At 41.9% G+C, this 15962-nt stretch carries 16 protein-coding genes; 2 read left to right on the top strand and 14 right to left on the bottom strand.

Going from position 1 to position 15962, the window contains the following annotated elements:
• Positions 1 to 115: 115 nt before the first annotated feature.
• On the bottom strand, positions 116 to 613 hold the full coding sequence (locus tag Q4486_RS10555; RefSeq protein ID WP_303519378.1) for a YqiA/YcfP family alpha/beta fold hydrolase: 498 nt from the start codon (positions 611 to 613) through the stop codon (positions 116 to 118).
• A gap of 588 nt (positions 614 to 1201) precedes the next feature.
• Between Q4486_RS10555 and Q4486_RS10550 the strand changes: the two genes are divergently transcribed.
• A complete protein-coding gene (locus tag Q4486_RS10550; protein ID WP_303519377.1) occupies positions 1202 to 3049 on the top strand; it encodes a methyl-accepting chemotaxis protein in 1848 nt (615 codons plus the stop codon).
• A 212-nt stretch (positions 3050 to 3261) separates the two neighbouring features.
• Here the strand turns inward: Q4486_RS10550 and Q4486_RS10545 are convergent, their stop codons facing one another.
• From Q4486_RS10545 to Q4486_RS10520, 6 genes are all read right to left on the bottom strand, one after another.
• Positions 3262 to 3597 (bottom strand): hypothetical protein, encoded by a 336-nt coding sequence (locus Q4486_RS10545; RefSeq protein WP_303519375.1) that lies wholly within the window; start codon positions 3595 to 3597, stop codon positions 3262 to 3264.
• A 382-nt stretch (positions 3598 to 3979) separates the two neighbouring features.
• A complete protein-coding gene (locus Q4486_RS10540) occupies positions 3980 to 4378 on the bottom strand; it encodes a hypothetical protein (RefSeq protein WP_303519374.1) in 399 nt (132 codons plus the stop codon).
• On the bottom strand, positions 4375 to 5298 hold the full coding sequence (locus Q4486_RS10535) for a zinc dependent phospholipase C family protein (RefSeq protein WP_303519373.1): 924 nt from the start codon (positions 5296 to 5298) through the stop codon (positions 4375 to 4377). The genes Q4486_RS10540 and Q4486_RS10535 overlap by 4 nt, the downstream gene beginning before the upstream one ends.
• A 146-nt stretch (positions 5299 to 5444) precedes the next feature.
• Positions 5445 to 5897, bottom strand: a complete 453-nt coding sequence (locus Q4486_RS10530) for a hypothetical protein (protein ID WP_303418422.1) — start codon at positions 5895 to 5897, stop codon at positions 5445 to 5447.
• Positions 5898 to 6258: 361 nt separating this feature from the next.
• The gene (locus tag Q4486_RS10525) at positions 6259 to 6927 is read right to left on the bottom strand and encodes a 2OG-Fe(II) oxygenase (RefSeq protein ID WP_303519473.1); all 669 of its coding nucleotides are present in this window, start codon (positions 6925 to 6927) and stop codon (positions 6259 to 6261) included.
• 178 nt (positions 6928 to 7105) lie between these two features.
• Positions 7106 to 7600, bottom strand: coding sequence for a hypothetical protein (locus Q4486_RS10520; protein ID WP_303418425.1), 495 nt, complete (start codon positions 7598 to 7600; stop codon positions 7106 to 7108).
• A gap of 418 nt (positions 7601 to 8018) precedes the next feature.
• Here Q4486_RS10520 and Q4486_RS10515 point away from each other — a divergent pair, with 418 nt between their 5' ends.
• Positions 8019 to 10841: an autotransporter domain-containing protein gene (locus Q4486_RS10515; RefSeq protein WP_303519372.1), complete on the top strand. Its 2823-nt coding sequence runs from the start codon at positions 8019 to 8021 to the stop codon at positions 10839 to 10841.
• 215 nt (positions 10842 to 11056) lie between these two features.
• Here Q4486_RS10515 and Q4486_RS10510 read toward each other — a convergent pair whose 3' ends face one another.
• From Q4486_RS10510 to Q4486_RS10480, 7 genes are all read right to left on the bottom strand, one after another.
• Positions 11057 to 11740, bottom strand: coding sequence for a hypothetical protein (locus tag Q4486_RS10510; RefSeq protein ID WP_303519370.1), 684 nt, complete (start codon positions 11738 to 11740; stop codon positions 11057 to 11059).
• 430 nt (positions 11741 to 12170) lie between these two features.
• The gene (locus Q4486_RS10505; protein ID WP_303519369.1) at positions 12171 to 12746 is read right to left on the bottom strand and encodes a YdeI family protein; all 576 of its coding nucleotides are present in this window, start codon (positions 12744 to 12746) and stop codon (positions 12171 to 12173) included.
• A gap of 72 nt (positions 12747 to 12818) precedes the next feature.
• Positions 12819 to 13250, bottom strand: a complete 432-nt coding sequence (locus Q4486_RS10500; RefSeq protein WP_303519368.1) for an acetyltransferase — start codon at positions 13248 to 13250, stop codon at positions 12819 to 12821.
• Between the two features lie 84 nt (positions 13251 to 13334).
• On the bottom strand, positions 13335 to 13736 hold the full coding sequence (locus tag Q4486_RS10495; RefSeq protein WP_303519367.1) for a GFA family protein: 402 nt from the start codon (positions 13734 to 13736) through the stop codon (positions 13335 to 13337).
• Between the two features lie 1000 nt (positions 13737 to 14736).
• On the bottom strand, positions 14737 to 15021 hold the full coding sequence (locus Q4486_RS10490; RefSeq protein ID WP_303519365.1) for a type II toxin-antitoxin system RelE/ParE family toxin: 285 nt from the start codon (positions 15019 to 15021) through the stop codon (positions 14737 to 14739).
• Complete coding sequence (locus Q4486_RS10485; RefSeq protein ID WP_303519364.1) at positions 15018 to 15284, bottom strand: transcriptional regulator; 267 nt, start codon at positions 15282 to 15284, stop codon at positions 15018 to 15020. The genes Q4486_RS10490 and Q4486_RS10485 overlap by 4 nt, the downstream gene beginning before the upstream one ends.
• Positions 15285 to 15424: 140 nt before the next feature.
• Positions 15425 to 15781 carry a hypothetical protein gene (locus Q4486_RS10480; protein ID WP_303519363.1) on the bottom strand — a complete coding sequence of 119 codons (357 nt, stop codon included), beginning with the start codon at positions 15779 to 15781 and terminating at the stop codon, positions 15425 to 15427.
• Between the last annotated feature and the right edge of the window lie 181 nt (positions 15782 to 15962).

The raw sequence follows: 15962 nt of genomic DNA, 5'->3' as shown, positions 1-15962 counted from the left end.
ATCCATTAATCTTTCAGATCAATCCTATCGCCGCCAAAGCCACATATAAGTATCCATGGGGTTTCATCGCGTAGATGCTTTAATCATAGAACAAAACCAGACCAGCGGATGAATCTCAATGCGAGTCAACCGAGACAAGAAACTGCGAAAATAGCTGTTCAACTACTTCAATCGAGCTATTAAGCCGATGATCACCGGAAATGAGATGCAATGAGCAATCCACGGCTTTGGCAAAGCGAATCGAGTTTTCGACGGGAATAACATCATCCGACCAACCATGCACAACTTCCACATACCCATGGGGATGATAGTTTTGCTGCTGATAGTCCTCCATATAGAGTGCAGGAGCCAATAAGAAAACACCTTTGGCATTCACCTGTTCTGAAGCAACCAATGACACATAACCCCCCATACTAGAACCGACCAACACAAACGCTTCGCCGGTTTCACCCAGTACACTAAGCAAGCGTTCAACTCTCAGATCAGGGTCTAAAATATCGGAATAATCAATACTATCGACAGCGTAACCTTTCTGTTGAGCGATACCCGCCAATCGTTTGATTTTACTGCCCCATGGCCCACTCTCTTTACCATGTGAAAAATAAACTTTCATAGGCACTTATCCCTTTTATCCTGTGAAGTGATGCGGGTAGCACGCTGTTAAAGACCACACAGTATCATGATATGGCCAGCTATATGGGTCAAACACAATGGAAATACTCGTCAGTCCAAGATAAGTATTTTCTAATAATCTTTCGCTCTGGCACCCTGTCAGACATAAAGGATGGGCTCCCACGGTCACGTCGTTTAATTCTAGATATGGTATTCGCCCTTCTTCCTGTTACCTAGCCCTCCTTTCTGTGACCTAGTCCTGCTTTGGTGATGCCTAGGTACAATGATCGCCCCTATTGATCATCGAGCATGGAAAGTGAAGATAAAAAGTTAAAATCCACAAATCCACGCATTTAACGCACATTTATGTAACAAAAGAAGCACAACGCTAGTGCAAAGGGACTCGCCCACAGCCAATTTATAGCCTGTCACTCGACGTTCTTTCCTTCTATTGAGCTATAAACGCTCGCTAGATAGGCATAATATCGTAAAAATACGTTTATTTTATTCCTATTACGAATTTTATATTCTTATGGAACAAGATTTGCTTATAGATAGTGCTTACTGGGTACTCCTTTTGGAATTAGCTATGACACTATTTAATAAACTTTTTGGTAAATCACAGAATACAACTTCGGATACCCAAGCATCTATTACCTATGCGCCAGATTCCCAGACCATCGACATTCCTCGCTTCTCAGATGATGAGAAGCGTTTCTATCGCGCATTACAACTGATTAGTAGCCAAACAGCACAACTATCCCGGCAAATATTCAGAGCATTAGAAGCACAAGAAAACTTTCTCTCAGAGATTAACCAACGTGCCACAAAATTAGACACCGAACTCAATGTCGCCAACGATTACTTAAACAGCTCTAACACTAAAGTAAGCTCTCTCCAACAACAGATTAAAACAGAAGTAGATGAAGTAAACAGCTCAATTAGCCTATCACTAGATGAGATAAGCAGCTCCCTTGCTGATAAATCTAGCAATGTAAACGAGGTGCTTAATGGTATTCTTAAGATAGGGAAAGGGATTAACCTTTTAGCACTTAATGCCTCAATTGAGGCTGCTCGAGCCGGTGAACATGGTCGCGGATTTGCCGTTGTTGCCGATGAAGTAAGACGCCTAGCAAACGTGACTACAGAGCAAGCCAATCAAGCAGCCGAACAGCTCGACTTTTCTCAAGTGAATGCTGAACTAAGTAATATCAGCGCAGCCAATACTGAAAAATTGGACAATTTCGTCCAAGTCACCCAATCAGCGACAGAGCAATTAACCGAGCTATTTAACTCTATAGCAACACAACTCAGTGCCGTCATGGAGAATACTGCGGTCATCTTTGAAACCCTAGAAATGAGCAACGGTTCAATGCAGCGCATCAGCAATAAAAACCAGCTGATTAATCACGTTGTTGAAGATATGTCGAAAGGGTTAGATCAAGTCGATATTCATAGTACTGATATCCATCTAGCCTCTAAAGCGATCAATCAAACGCTAAATAAATTACACTTAGTTGCCGATGCCGGACATGACCAATTAGACGACGTACTCCGTCGAGGCAAACTACGCGTCGCCATTGAACCTAGTTTTGTTGGTTTATCATTCCGTGAAAAGCTAGGTGAACCACTCAAAGGCTTAGATGTCGATTATGCACAAGCATTTGCCCGCTATCTCGGGGTCGAATGCGAATTTATCGAAGCACCCTGGGATATGTGTACAGAACTACTAACATCAGGCAAAAAATTCGGCCAACCACCCGCCGACATTGTTATCAGCGCCTTACCGCCCTCCGCCGAATATGACAATGTTGCCTATTCTGAAGCGTATACCTACTTACCTTGGGTATTGGCCCGTCGTAAAGGCGACGATCGAATCAACAGTATCCAAGATCTACAAGATAAAGTTGTCGGTGTGATCAACGACCCTGCAGCCCTAATGATTTTAGAGGATCTAGGCGTCCGCTGGAGTAGTAACGAGAAAAAACCGGGGGGCAGCATCACGCTGAATAACCTAATCGCCTACTCCGATCAATCTCGCATACACCACTGCCTTGCCGATGGTATTGTCGATGCCTTTGGTATTGATCTACCCATCTATTACTGGGCATGTAAAAACCCAGCAAGCCCTTGGTACGATAAAATTGAAATAATACCGGGCAACTTAGCGCCCCGACCATTTTTTTATACTATGGTCGTTAATAGTAGCGCCTCTAGCTATCGCTTATTAGCCCAAGCAAACCGTTTCATCCATTGGTTTAAGCAACAAAGAGAACGCACCGCGATTGAACAGACATGGCAAGGTACCGCTCTCAATGGCGACGGCTCCTATCGCGACGAGCCCGGTAATCTATTAGGCGAATCCGAGCTAAAAGCACGTTATGAGGCCCACTGTCACAAATTCAATTTAGAACCTAAACCCTTAAAAGCCCAATAACCGGTGCAACCTTAAGGAACCGTAAAACAACAGAAAACTTGAATTAGGATCTCTTATAAGTAGCCCCCTAGACTGAAAAGCTTTAGGGCAAACGTCGTCGACCAATATAAATAGAATCTATATACCCTGCACCGCAGTTAAAACTGCTGCACGAGATATAGACGAGAAAAGAGCGATAAAACAATAAAAAGGCAAATGCTTTTCAACGGTTCTTATAGATGGTGATTTAAAGCACCAGGCACAAATAACAGATTCGGATTGGCATGCATATTTATTGCAGCAACCTGAACTGACTTGTTGTCGCCCAGAGTTGAAACTGTAGAAAAAGCCGTCAGTTTTAAATAACCATTCATATCAAATGGCCCACCCTTAATGCTTATAGGCGCGTTTCTGGGCTGATCAGAACCGACAACTGCTGTCTTATTCAAATAACCTGCCATATCATAAAAACCACCTTTATATTGAGTGGAAACACCTTCAGAACCTGCAACAACAGATAAAGAAAAAACCATCGCCGAGAAAAAACCTATTCCTATTTTTAAATTCATAACACAGCCTGCTTACGGTTAATTACTCATTACCCTTTTTTACAGGGCACTAAATATTCTGATATGAAATTGCAAAGATAGTTCCATTAGTTAAAAATAGAGGCCGTTACACCTAATCACCATGTGTTAACGATTGAAATCAATTGATTACAAATTAACCTTAAAAAATATTTTATTTCATCATAAGAACAATGATGTAAAGTCTGTTTCTCTTTCGCTACAGCTGCCCTAACAGCTGTAGCAATAAAGCTACGACCTAAGCCCCTCAGGTTACACTGAGCCTTTCGCTCACAGGCTGAATTCCTACCTAATGTAGCGTGCTTGACCGACAGGAAAAACAATCAAATAGGCTCTAGGCAAGACGTACCCTAGCGCCCACTCTCTATTTGCAAAGCTGGTGACTATCTAATGTGATCACACAACTCTTAGGATTAAGCGCTTGCCAATAGACTTTATCAAGTACGGCATTACAGCCGGCATCTTCTATAAGAGCAATATCCTCATCGCATAATAGAAGCACCGCATTGTCACCTTGCACTTCAACTTTGATGATATATTCGGCAAAAGGGGCAACCTTATCCGGTTGCTCAATCGAAACACGTTCTAAGGCTTGATGACCATTTTCAATCGCAACCTCTCCAAATTTAATAGAACCATCAACCGTTTGCGACAGGTCTTTAAATTGTGACGCTAAGTCATACATTTTTTCATTGTTATAAGGGTTAGATGTAGAGCATCCAACGATTAGCATAGATACAATAATAAAGAGTAGATGTTTCATGTGTTATTCCAAGCGGTTAAATTTCCGTCTTCACAGAGGCCGGTATCTAAATTCCAGTTTAAGAACATATCAACACTCCCCTCATCAAAAACAGCATTAGCCAAACAACAGATGTATTCCCTTACGTTTTCAACAGCACGTTCGAAAATAGCATCGTAATCGGCGACTCCATCAGGCGTTTTTAAAGCTTTAATATAAGAGGGATCGATGGCGTCTTGATTGGGATAAACTAACCCTTGTTTAGCCGCAACATGCCGAGCAAAAGGAAAAAGTCGATAACCTTCGTCGGCGTTATCCACGATGAACCGAAAACCTTTATGCCAACCATTAATATCTGGCGGTGTAGCATTCGCTTTTTCAGGGAAGATCTCCGTTAAACAGCGTCCCCATAACGTCGTGATGGTTTTATCTAAATCCGATGGATTATGAGCATCATTACAGGCACCAATATTATCTCTAACTCTATCGGCATAACCGATCTTACCTAAGTTCAGCGTTGGCCAGATATATGCGTCTTGGTTCATTTCACAGATGCGGTGCTCTTTTGCATTCTCCTTATAAGGCCCAACTCTCAGCTCAATCACAGGGTGAATTGTAATATCAGTAATCACATGGGCAACAAAACCACACAGCCAAGAAAACGCTTTCTCTTGCTCTTTATTCGGTAGCACCTTCACAAGCAAGATTGCTTTTTTTATTAAGACACCTACTTTTTCATAATGCATCTTATCTGCCCACGCCTTTTGAGCTGGGCTTATTAACATCAAATAGGGATAGTCAGGACTGACACAGCCCAACTCAACAAACTTTTGATTTCTACTTAGGATTAACTTTGACCTCTTAGGCATATTTAGTTTTTTGAGGTTTGCATTACTTAGTGCGAAATTAACCGCTGCAAGATGTGCGAATGCACCAGGCATGGTTCGTCCTTATTATTAATAATGTATCCGTTATGTTACTGGCTTAACCTGAGGCCAATAAATTCGTTGCCAGCAAAACCAAAACAGAAAGCGATTCGAAATATGATTTCAGGCTCCATATGTTTCCCATGTGGCTTTTGACGCAGCTACTTGTTATGTGAAATTATTTTATTTAAGTAAATTTTATAAATCGTTGTTTGTAAAACAATAGGAATAGCAAAAAACGCGATTGATTGTAAATTATTAGCGATAGAAGTATTGGGAGCATTAAACACCCCTAAACATAGGCTAAAAAATATTGAAACGGCCAAATAAATAAAAATACTAGGGTTATTACTTTTTTCTATTAGCCTGCTGATTGGCATACCGATAAGAAGCCAGCCTAATAAGGATATCAACACATAGAGAAACAAACCCATTAAAAGTGCAATGATCCATTTAAACATGACGCTAAAAAAGATAAGCACACTATTATCTATATCTGAAGGAGCACGAAAGTCGAGGGCCACAAAAAATATAATTAAAATAGGAAAAGGACTCACCAGCACTATCGATGTAAAACAGGCTTTCCATCTACTCTCTAACCTAGCGAGACTCATATAGAACACACTCCCATGTTTTTAGGCGGTTTTTATTTTTTTGAAGCACAACGCCTTACATAAATAACCGAAACCAAGCGGCAAGCCGCAAAGTGAAGGTCCAGCACCGTAGGAACGCCATTGATTAATTTGTTAGGCAAGACTGATAATTCCTGCGGACTCTAAGATAACTATGAACAAAATAGCGATCAATAAAAAGCTATTACCCAAGCAATGCTCATTCCGAAAACCTTCCAGCTAGACTGAAAATCATACTTATATCTTCAAGATTAACCATTTTATGTCCTATACATAACGCCCGCTTAAAATATGCAGCCAAGCGTCATTTTTGAAGTGCCTGTTATACTTTGAATCGATCGACTTAACGAGGCGGGTCAATATTATTATTAATTGAATTGTTAACACGAAACCAACCAGCAATAGAATACCTATCCCTAGTAGCGGGCAACACCTCATGAGGAAACTCTTCACTCAGAAAAAACACTAAAGTTCCGTATAAAGGAACAACTTTTAACCCTTCACGATCTTGATCATCACTATATAACACCAGCTCACCACCATCAGAGTGTCCCCAGGCTGGATTTAAGTATGTTACGACCGATAGAACGCGGTTTGCCTCTCCTCGAAAAGCATCGCGATGTCTTTTGTAGTATGCCCCCGGCGCATAATGTGCAAAATGACTCTCAAAAGAGAATAAACCTAAAAAGAGCCTTTGATTTAAGAAACGCTGTAATTTAGATGTCCAATCGATCCACTTCTTTCCCGCATCCGACTCTTCAACAATCCAAAAAATCTCATCCGTTCTTACAAATTCGGTCTTTAAAAAGTCCTCACCACGCCCAATACCTGCATCAGCGTATTTGGCCGCATTTAAATCTTGTTGGTATGAATACAAAGAACTTGATATATCATCAGGGAGAGCTCCATGCCGAATGCTGTACCCTTGTTTTTCCAGATCATCGGCGATAAGACCAAATAGTGTTTCATCAAAGGTATTTCCGTCACTCGCTTTGGGAAATTTTTTTAGCACTGCCAATTTTATTTACTACCTATTCAGAATTAATACTTCAACTCATCTTGGATAACGTCGCATTCTCAGACTTGCCCAGTGCAACGCTTTGTTAAAGCCATTGGCTAGTATAACCTTATATTTATTAACTGAACTATCTTGTTGTAAAGCAGCCAGAGCTTTCTCTATTGATGTTCGATCAACCCGATATGCCTTCAGCAGATTCCAGTTCAAGGTTGTCAGGCAAACTACTTATTTTTAACTGCCCATCATTGATAAACAGAAGAAAAAGTGGCATCCCAATATCATCATCTTCACAGGTAATTGCCCCAACATAACCAATTGAAGTACTAATGGTTGCAAGCCAACAAGCAAATGGGAGTTCGCTAAGAGCCCCTTCCAATTTATGGCTAGGCAGATATAAATTTACGCCATAATTCATTTGACCATCGGCTGCACAACCAGGGGAGTAGACTGATTGCCAAAACTCAGATCGCCAACCCCCTACTGGAAACTCCTTGTATGATTTCCAGTAAACATAGTTAGGTAAGCCGCTAGAAAAAAAGGAGTGATTGGGTAAATCAGTCGGTGGAGAGCCATTACCATTAAGAATATATTCTAATGTGGCAATTTCTGTGGCCATTAGATTGCGTTTAAGTTTTAAATTCAACGTAAAAGTATAGTGATTCGACATAGTATTATTTATGGCCTAACGCTAAGTACTGGGCGGCTTGTTCACTGGAAACCTAAATATACCATCGCGGTTTAATGCGCCAGAAGTCTTGGCGGACATTTGATTTCAGTGTTTTTTTGGAATCCAACAACTTTGCCCCATCCAAAACCCTAGCGACCTAATTCATTCAGCCATCTTAATTCCACTTACGCTCTAAGCTAAAAACAATATTATAAACCCAAGTAAAAAGGCATTTTAATCCATAGTTTTTCGGAAACTGGATAGCCCTTTACTCCATCGACTCATATTCTCATATAATGTCGAATTGCCTTGCAATACTCAAAGTAAATACATAAATTTTACTAAAGTCATGCTCTGCATCCGTCTACAAAATCGTACCAACACCGATAACAATAACAATTAAATAGAGGATATTCAGGTGGAACACAAACTAAAAGGTTCAAGCGTTCTTCACTCTAAATTAAAACCCCTTTATTGGGCGATGTTACCGTTAATGTTATTTGGTATGAACCAATATGCAAATGCAGCTACCGTCTATTGGGATGGTACGGATACCTCCAGCGGCAATGGTGCGCCAATTGGTGGTACCGGTACCTGGAACACGACCACCACGAACTGGACCAACGATGCCGCTGGCACAAGCAATCAGGCATGGGTAGCTGGTGATAATGCGAACTTTGGAGGGACAGGGGGCACAGTAACGCTGGGTACCGCCCAGACTGTTGGAGACATTACATTTTCTAGTGATGGATACAGGATTTCGTCACAGGCCATATTCTTCGCCAATCCTGTCAATTCATATACGGTTACAAACATTGGGGATACAGCAACAATTTCAGCGATCGTTGGTTTTTCTGGAGGTACTTCTCCAAATGCACTAACCAAACTGGGCGACGGAAAGCTGATACTTACAGGTTCTAAAAACTACTCTGGCGTTACCAATATTTCAGCCGGTACTTTAGAAGCACAAGGTTTAATGATAAATGGGAATATCATTAACAACGGTAGCTTTATCTACAGCAATGAGGCTAATTCTGGAGCTTTCTATAACAAGAGCATAAGTGGTAGCGGTACTTTAACAAAAACTGGTGCAGGCACATTGACCTTGTCTGGCGCCAACACCTATACTGGTGCAACCACTATCAGTGCAGGTCTCCTGCGAGCTTCCAATACCAGTGCGTTAGGTAGTAACAGTGCCGTAACGGTAGGCGGTGGCTCACTTGATCTGACAACAGGCTTAAGCATTGGCTCATTAGCGGGTGCAGGTAATGTGACGTTGAATGCCAACACGTTGACGACTGGCGGTAATAATACATCGACAAGTTATTCCGGTATTTTATCGGGTACTGGTGGGCTAACCAAACAAGGTTCGGGCACACAGACATTAACAGGAACAAATACCTACACCGGCGGTACAACAGTCAGTGGCGGCACATTGCAAGGTACAACGACTTCACTACAAGGCAATATCATTAATAATGCGAATGTTACTTTTGATCAAACCACCAACGGTACTTATGCCGGTGTCATGAGTGGTACAGGGTCGTTCACCCAAGCTGGTACAGGCAATACAAACCTCACTGGCGTTAACACCTATACAGGAACCACCACCATTAATGATGGTATCTTGTCGGTCAATGGTTCGATTGCAAATTCAAGCACAACGGTCAATACGGGTGCTACCTTAGGTGGTAGCGGTACTGTCGGCAACGTCACAATCAACAGCGGGGGAACGTTTGCCCCGGGTAATTCGATTGGAACCATCAACGTAACTGGGGATGTCGTCTTTAGCGCCGGTAGTAACTACAATGTGGAAGTTGATGCTGCCGGTAACTCCGATAAAATCATAGCCACAGGCACGGCAACCTTAACCGGAGCTACCGTGAATGTCCAACCAGAAGCCGGTACTTATGCCGCTACGACTGACTACACCATTTTAACCGCGACAGGCGGTTTAGGCGGAACAACCTTTGGCAGTGTAAATTCCAATCTAGCGTTTTTAACCCCTACCTTAAGTTATGATGCCAATAACGTGTTACTGAACTTAACGCGTAACGATATTAGCTTTAACAACATCGCAAGTACTCCGAACCAAACTGCTGTGTCCGCTGTACTGGATAACAACACCACCGCCTTACAATCCATTGTCAACAATATCACTCCATTGACTGAATCAGGTGCGCAACAAGCGTTCGATAGTTTAAGCGGTATTCAACACACTCAAAACCAAGCCGTCATGAATAAACTTGGCCAACAGTTCAAACAGTTGTTATTTAGTCGCAGCACTCAAAGTACGAATAGCCAACTCGGGTTTAATCCACAAACCTTCAAGCCAATGCAAGGTTACCTGCTTGCGGATAACTCAAACAATTGGCCTATTGGTATGATGGAGCCATCAAGTTTAGCAGCTAATCCTCGCGGTTGGTGGATGCAAGGGCTAGGAGGTTTCGGAACCATAGCCGATACTACTAATGCGAGTGGTTCCGATTATCAAAGCGCAGGCGTTGCCTTAGGTATAGATACCCAATGGCGTGATTTTGTTGTCGGTGTTGCCGGTAGTTATACCCGAAGTAATGTTGATCCTTTTGCGGGTGACAGTGATATTGAATCCTTCCAAGCTGGAGCTTACGGAAGCTGGGCACGCGACAATATTTACATGAATACATCGGTCAATTTAGGCTTACATAAAATTGATGCAACAAGGGTTGTTACTGTCGGTAACTCAGTCAATACCGCCACATCAAACTATGACAGTATTAACCTAGGTGTAGCACTTGAAACGGGCAAAGACATTAAACTGAATTTAGATACCACTCTTACACCGTATATTGGCGTGAGTTACAGTCACAATAAGCGTGATGGCTTTATTGAGACTGGAGCAAGCACAGCGAACTTAAGTGTTAAGCAACAAGACGAAGACAGTTTACGTACCATTTTAGGCTTACGGTTAAGCCGAGAGATTCAAACCAAAAATAATGAAACGATTACCCCAGCGGCCAGCATTGCTTATGTGCATGAGCATTTAGATAGTCAATCACAACTTGAAGCGGGTTTCACTGCGGTACCAACCAGTACATTCAAAGTAGATGGTTCTGATTTAGATAAAAACCGCTTACAAATTGGTCTGGGTGTCACAAGTCAGTTGAATAGAAACACAACCTTGAATGTCGGTTACAACGGTGAATTAGCAAGCTCTGATAAATACCACAGCTTTGCCGCTACGGTGAAATTTGTTTGGTAGCGTTTCGCTTCAGCTATTAGCGGGAATCCAGAGAGCAGACTCAATGGATCCGCGACACTGAGCATTGCAGAGGATAAGATTTACAATAAGCCGTGAATCGTGACTAGGCCTAGCCTGCCCTATGCCCATTCATACATTTTGGGTATAGGGTAACGTCCATTTTTATTCAGTGCAGCCAACGATAAATGAACTTAATCAATATATTCTAACCCCATTTATTCGCCCTTATATTGTATAGATACATCGCGACGGGTAGCATCGTCCAAAGCAGGGTTAACAACCTTTGCATTAACCTCTTTAGCCACATTGCTTGAAGTAACCAGATTGAACAGGTTCTCAGATTTAACGAAATCACCCTTATTAAAATAACTGATTTCACCACAATACAACGTTTCATCGGCTTTGCAGGGAGCATAATAAAATTCAGCTAATTTATACTGCCTGTACATACCTAATTCTTCAGTAACAAGCCCACCCAGATCCTCTTCGTTTTCTAAAAAGTATTCGGTACCAGCATCCTGAAAAATACTTAAAGGAAAAGTCTTGTAGTAAGTATAGAAGAAAATAGAATCTTCTCTTTGATAAGCCAGCTTTTTACCTTGTAGAAACCCATTGGCTAGGTGTTTTATTACTTTTTCACGGATGGCTTGATGAACAACTTTCTGATCCTTGTCTGGATACTTTATTAAATAAAGGTCAGGATAGACCTCGGATTGTATGAACTGCATATTCTTAAAAAAAAGGTGATGAATACCCTGCCCAACAATACCTACTCCCAGCAATATTAAAAATACACCTAACCTCATTTTACTTCGCAAAATCCACTTGCTAAACCTAATGACAAGAAAGAGTATGCCGACCAACAAGAGAAGTAGACAAATGATGAGAATCACTTCCATAAAGCTTTATCCTTATCAACTATTGACGATTGGTCTGATAAAAAAGTATTAACTCGCCTTTCTTTTTCTTCCCTTTGTCATCGATTCTTAGTGGATTAATGACTTATCCGACACTTGCTTAAGGAACAACCTTGTCAGAGGCTTGCTCAGAGATTCGCTCAGGGGCTGAGCTCCTACAGTTTTTTTAATAAATAGACTCTGACCCATTTATTACTCATAAACTTAAGGGTCAGATAGCAGTAACCAACACGCACGATGTAAGATCTGCCCCCTTGGTTCCTTACCATTAAGAATATATTCTAATGTGGCAATTTCTGTGGCCATTAGATTGCGTTTAAGTTTTAAATTCAACGTAAAAGTATAGTGATTCGACATAGTATTATTTCTGCCCCAACCCTGAGTACTAAGCGCATTGATATACACGATTCAACTATTTGGGTTTTTCCCCATGCACAAGCATTTCCATATATTTTGTGAAACGCCTTTGTCTAGTTTCGGGTTTCTTTGCGCTTGTTAAACCGTAAGCAATAACATAACGACTCGATTTATTAAGTGTCTCAAAAAAACTTTTTACTCTTGGCTGAGTATCTAATGCTGCCAAGAAATCTGCAGGCACTTCCATTTCACTTACTACATAGGCGTTTTCCCACCGACCGTCAGTCTTTGCTGCATGCACATGTACAAGCCCAGGTTCCTTCATCCGGTCTTCGCCTATCAAACGTTCCACATGCTCTGTGTTTCTTTTAGACCAATTGCTTCGTGCTGTTCTAGGAGTTATGCGTTGAAGATAGGCTTGATCATCAATTGACTTTTTTACACCGTCAATCCAGCCCCAGCATAAAACTTCTATCACCACATCATTCCAAGTAACACTTGGGATTCCAGTATTCTTTTTAAAAATCTTTACCCACAACTCACGTTCCCTTGCATGATTCTTCTCGAGCCACTTGCCAAGATCTTTTGGCGTTGCAAATGCAATGATTTTTAATGGATCAGGTTCTGGCATCTGAATTAGATTCTCTTTAGTGATTGGTTGGCGTTATAAAAAGCTATCACGTTGCTTGGCCTTATTTAATGTTTATAGCGCCATATGCAACAGCGGATAAGGCTTGCCCTGACCATCAATTGGTGAACGGCCCGTGACAGAAAAGCCAATATGCTGGTAAAAACCTAACGCTTGCTCATTCTGTTCATTAACATCAACTTTGCTAGCCCCTTGGGACTTGATCGCATAAGTAGCTAATAGAGTTCCTAAACCTTTGCCACGCGCATCAGGTGAAATGAACAGCATCTCAATGTTACCTCCATGTACACCACAGAACCCCAATATTTCACCCTTACTATTTTTTGCACACCTTAAATCAACGGCGTCAAAATACTGCTCTAAGATCAGTGGCTTTAATTCCTGAAGATCTTCTTCCGCCAAAAAATCATGGGTTGCTCTCACAGATCCTTCCCAAATTTTTAGCAGCCTAAGATGATCTGCTTTTTCTACAACTTCAATATTCATCACTAAACCTGATTGAAAATTTAACCTTTGGCTTTCCGATGTGCCGGAACGTAGATGCGTCCACCAACAGTATGTGATAGTAGCTCAATCAGGCAGCCCATCGAACTTTGCTACTTCCCCTAATTCCTCATCCCAAGCAGCTCTGCTGGACAAAAAGATATGCGCTGTAGGCACCATAGATATTTCAGTGTCCAAGCACCCTGCGGGAACGACGAGCAAACCTTCGATCTGAGTATTTGGCAGTGCTGAACCACAGATCTTACAAAAGCTTTTGCTATGACGAGTGTCTGGAAGCGTAAAGGACGTCACAGCATCGGCACCCGACCGCCAGACCAATGTTGCTGACCGTGAGAATAGGTTTGCCGCATGAGCCGAACCCGTATCTTTTTGGCAATGCTGACAATGACACAGGTAAAAACTATCAAAATCACCCTTTATCTCAAAACTCACAGTGCCACATAGACAAGAACCCACATAATCAGTCATCAGAACCTCCTCCTTGGTCTTTGGATAAAACACACCTAACGCCATGATAATCTGTGCCACATATGGAGTGGCTTTTTGGGTAAGGTGGCGTAGCCACCCCAAAAAGGCGCGGAGTATGGTGCATCAAGTTGATAACCTGTTAGCCTTTTCTCTTGCCGAACCAAAATTGGAAGACAACCCAGCTGCAAAAAACAAGCGCCGCAAAATGGATGGGGGCCCAATAAGGTACCCATGGCTCCAGAGGAAAAGATTCGAAATCCGTTCCCGTTGCAATGCTACAAGGATGCTCACCCTTTAAATTAATGCCGATAATATATCGGACTACATGATAACTGGACAACGGTAGCGCCAATAACACAGGCAATGTGAACCAGCGTACAAAAATTCTCCGCGCTCGCCCAATGAGAGCAACGCCAGAAAGACCTACAATTGCTGGCACGAACACGAATAATGATACAAGCCAAACATCGAGACTACCCTGAGTACACGTAGTTACTTCTACCAATGTAGTCAGGAAAACCACAAAGCTTAGTAGCAAAAGCGAGATGATCGATACCGTTGTTGTCATATTCATACCAACGCCTCAATCAGCCGCCGTAGGCGGTGGATTGACTTGCTATGTGTTTGCTATTACTTCGAAGCTTTTAATGGAGAAACTGCTTCAACCAAAAGCCAGTTAACTATTTGAAGTAATATGAATACATACAGATTAATAAAACCAAACCACAACAAACCCAAACTACCAATAAAAAACAATACATTGAATATGAGAGATGCCCAATACTGTGTTTGAACTTTAGCACCACAGTTACTGCACTTAGTGCTCCAAAAGGTCACACCAATTACGTTAATACTTCTCTCACCACAAGCAGGACAATTTCTCTTCATACCTACACATAACGCCTTGCTCAGTTGTGACCGGAATGGAGTTTGATTTGCGCCAATATTTTTCTAGCGCAAATCAAACAGAGTGTAGGGAATCAACTGAAGCAATTTGTTATCAGTTTTTTTCGGCTTCTTTGTTGTGCCATACACGCAAGATGTGAATTTCTTCACTAGCTATGAGATAGCGTACAGTGTACGAAGTTACAAATAAATCTCTAATGAGCTCAGGGTCAGGCGCTTTAGCTACCGGTAAGCCCATTCTGGGGAACGTCTCGAGTTTACTGATACCTTCTAGAAGTTCGCCAGCAATCCTTTGAGCTGCATTTGGGTTCTTTTCGGCAATGAATTCCCGTAACCGAGACAGGTCACCTACAGCTTCCGGCGTATAAGAAATAGTCATTCTTGAGGTGATGCCTTCTCGCCTTTGGAGCCCCAGCTCTGAAGCCATTCTTCAACTTTAGCGCCATTGATGGATTTGCCTGATTTTACGGAATCTAGGGCCTGGAGGGTGTCTTCCCAGCGAGAATCTTCCATGGCTTGACGGGCTAAAAACTCCTTAACCGCCTGATTTATAAGGTAATTCTTACTTCTATCTAATTTAACTGAAAGGTCCTCTAGAGGCCTTTCAACCTCATTATTAAGGCGAATACTAGTAACGCTCATAGTCGGCTCCATACACATGTGTTCACATGTAATACATAATACTACAGGAAACTAGATAGAGCGAGTGACTTATAACGCCGGTAACACTTGACCGAAAAAGCGTAGCTTTTTTGGGTCAAGTGCTTACCCTTGTTAGAAATTTAATGCTGTTTAAACCATAACGATGCCTCTGCCTGAAAGAGACGATAAATTATAAATATTTCGATAGGTAGGGTAATGATAGAAACTATCCAATCCGCCTTTGGCATATCACTAGATACACCACCAAGCATAAAAAGAATACTTACCGCAAAAAATATTGCGTAGACCCAGCGAGCGGGGTTACTACCCTTACTGAGTTTATAAGGAAAAACACAGAGTATTGCATATACGATGATGTACCACATGAACTCGCCACTAGATATTTCACCTATCCATCGATTAATCAGTGCAGCTGCAACAGATAATCCAATCGTAATCCAGATGGCAATAACTGCTTGATTTACTCCAGTTGGCATAACTTCTCCTTAAGTTTGTGATATTTCTAACGCCCCGCTAAACGGCGAGCGTTAGCGAGTCCGGTGGAGGCCACGCTTTTTATGGCCGGAACGTATTTGAGCGGCTTGTATGGTTGTTCTTGAGGATATTCCACCTTTTTAAATCCTTTTAAAAACGGGTAAATTGAGACCCACCTTCGGC

The organism is Neptuniibacter sp. 2_MG-2023 (genome assembly GCF_030547495.1).
Classification (GTDB): Bacteria; Pseudomonadota; Gammaproteobacteria; order Pseudomonadales; family Balneatricaceae; genus Neptuniibacter.
Note: the sequence above shows the minus strand (reverse complement) of the source record. Positions and strands in the feature narration are given on the sequence as shown.

Bases quoted from the DNA above. Each gene is read 5' to 3' on its own strand.
- Q4486_RS10545 (WP_303519375.1), bottom strand. From the start codon at position 3,597: ATGAATTTAAAAATAGGAATAGGTTTTTTCTCGGCGATGGTTTTTTCT.
- Q4486_RS10510 (WP_303519370.1), bottom strand. From the start codon at position 11,740: ATGGAAGTGATTCTCATCATTTGTCTACTTCTCTTGTTGGTCGGCATA.
- Q4486_RS10520 (WP_303418425.1), bottom strand. From the start codon at position 7,600: ATGTCGAATCACTATACTTTTACGTTGAATTTAAAACTTAAACGCAAT.
- Q4486_RS10555 (WP_303519378.1), bottom strand. From the start codon at position 613: ATGAAAGTTTATTTTTCACATGGTAAAGAGAGTGGGCCATGGGGCAGT.
- Q4486_RS10535 (WP_303519373.1), bottom strand. From the start codon at position 5,298: ATGCCTGGTGCATTCGCACATCTTGCAGCGGTTAATTTCGCACTAAGT.
- Q4486_RS10550 (WP_303519377.1), top strand. From the start codon at position 1,202: ATGACACTATTTAATAAACTTTTTGGTAAATCACAGAATACAACTTCG.
- Q4486_RS10500 (WP_303519368.1), bottom strand. From the start codon at position 13,250: ATGAATATTGAAGTTGTAGAAAAAGCAGATCATCTTAGGCTGCTAAAA.
- Q4486_RS10505 (WP_303519369.1), bottom strand. From the start codon at position 12,746: ATGCCAGAACCTGATCCATTAAAAATCATTGCATTTGCAACGCCAAAA.
- Q4486_RS10495 (WP_303519367.1), bottom strand. From the start codon at position 13,736: ATGACTGATTATGTGGGTTCTTGTCTATGTGGCACTGTGAGTTTTGAG.
- Q4486_RS10530 (WP_303418422.1), bottom strand. From the start codon at position 5,897: ATGAGTCTCGCTAGGTTAGAGAGTAGATGGAAAGCCTGTTTTACATCG.
- Q4486_RS10485 (WP_303519364.1), bottom strand. From the start codon at position 15,284: ATGAGCGTTACTAGTATTCGCCTTAATAATGAGGTTGAAAGGCCTCTA.
- Q4486_RS10490 (WP_303519365.1), bottom strand. From the start codon at position 15,021: ATGACTATTTCTTATACGCCGGAAGCTGTAGGTGACCTGTCTCGGTTA.
- Q4486_RS10480 (WP_303519363.1), bottom strand. From the start codon at position 15,781: ATGCCAACTGGAGTAAATCAAGCAGTTATTGCCATCTGGATTACGATT.
- Q4486_RS10540 (WP_303519374.1), bottom strand. From the start codon at position 4,378: ATGAAACATCTACTCTTTATTATTGTATCTATGCTAATCGTTGGATGC.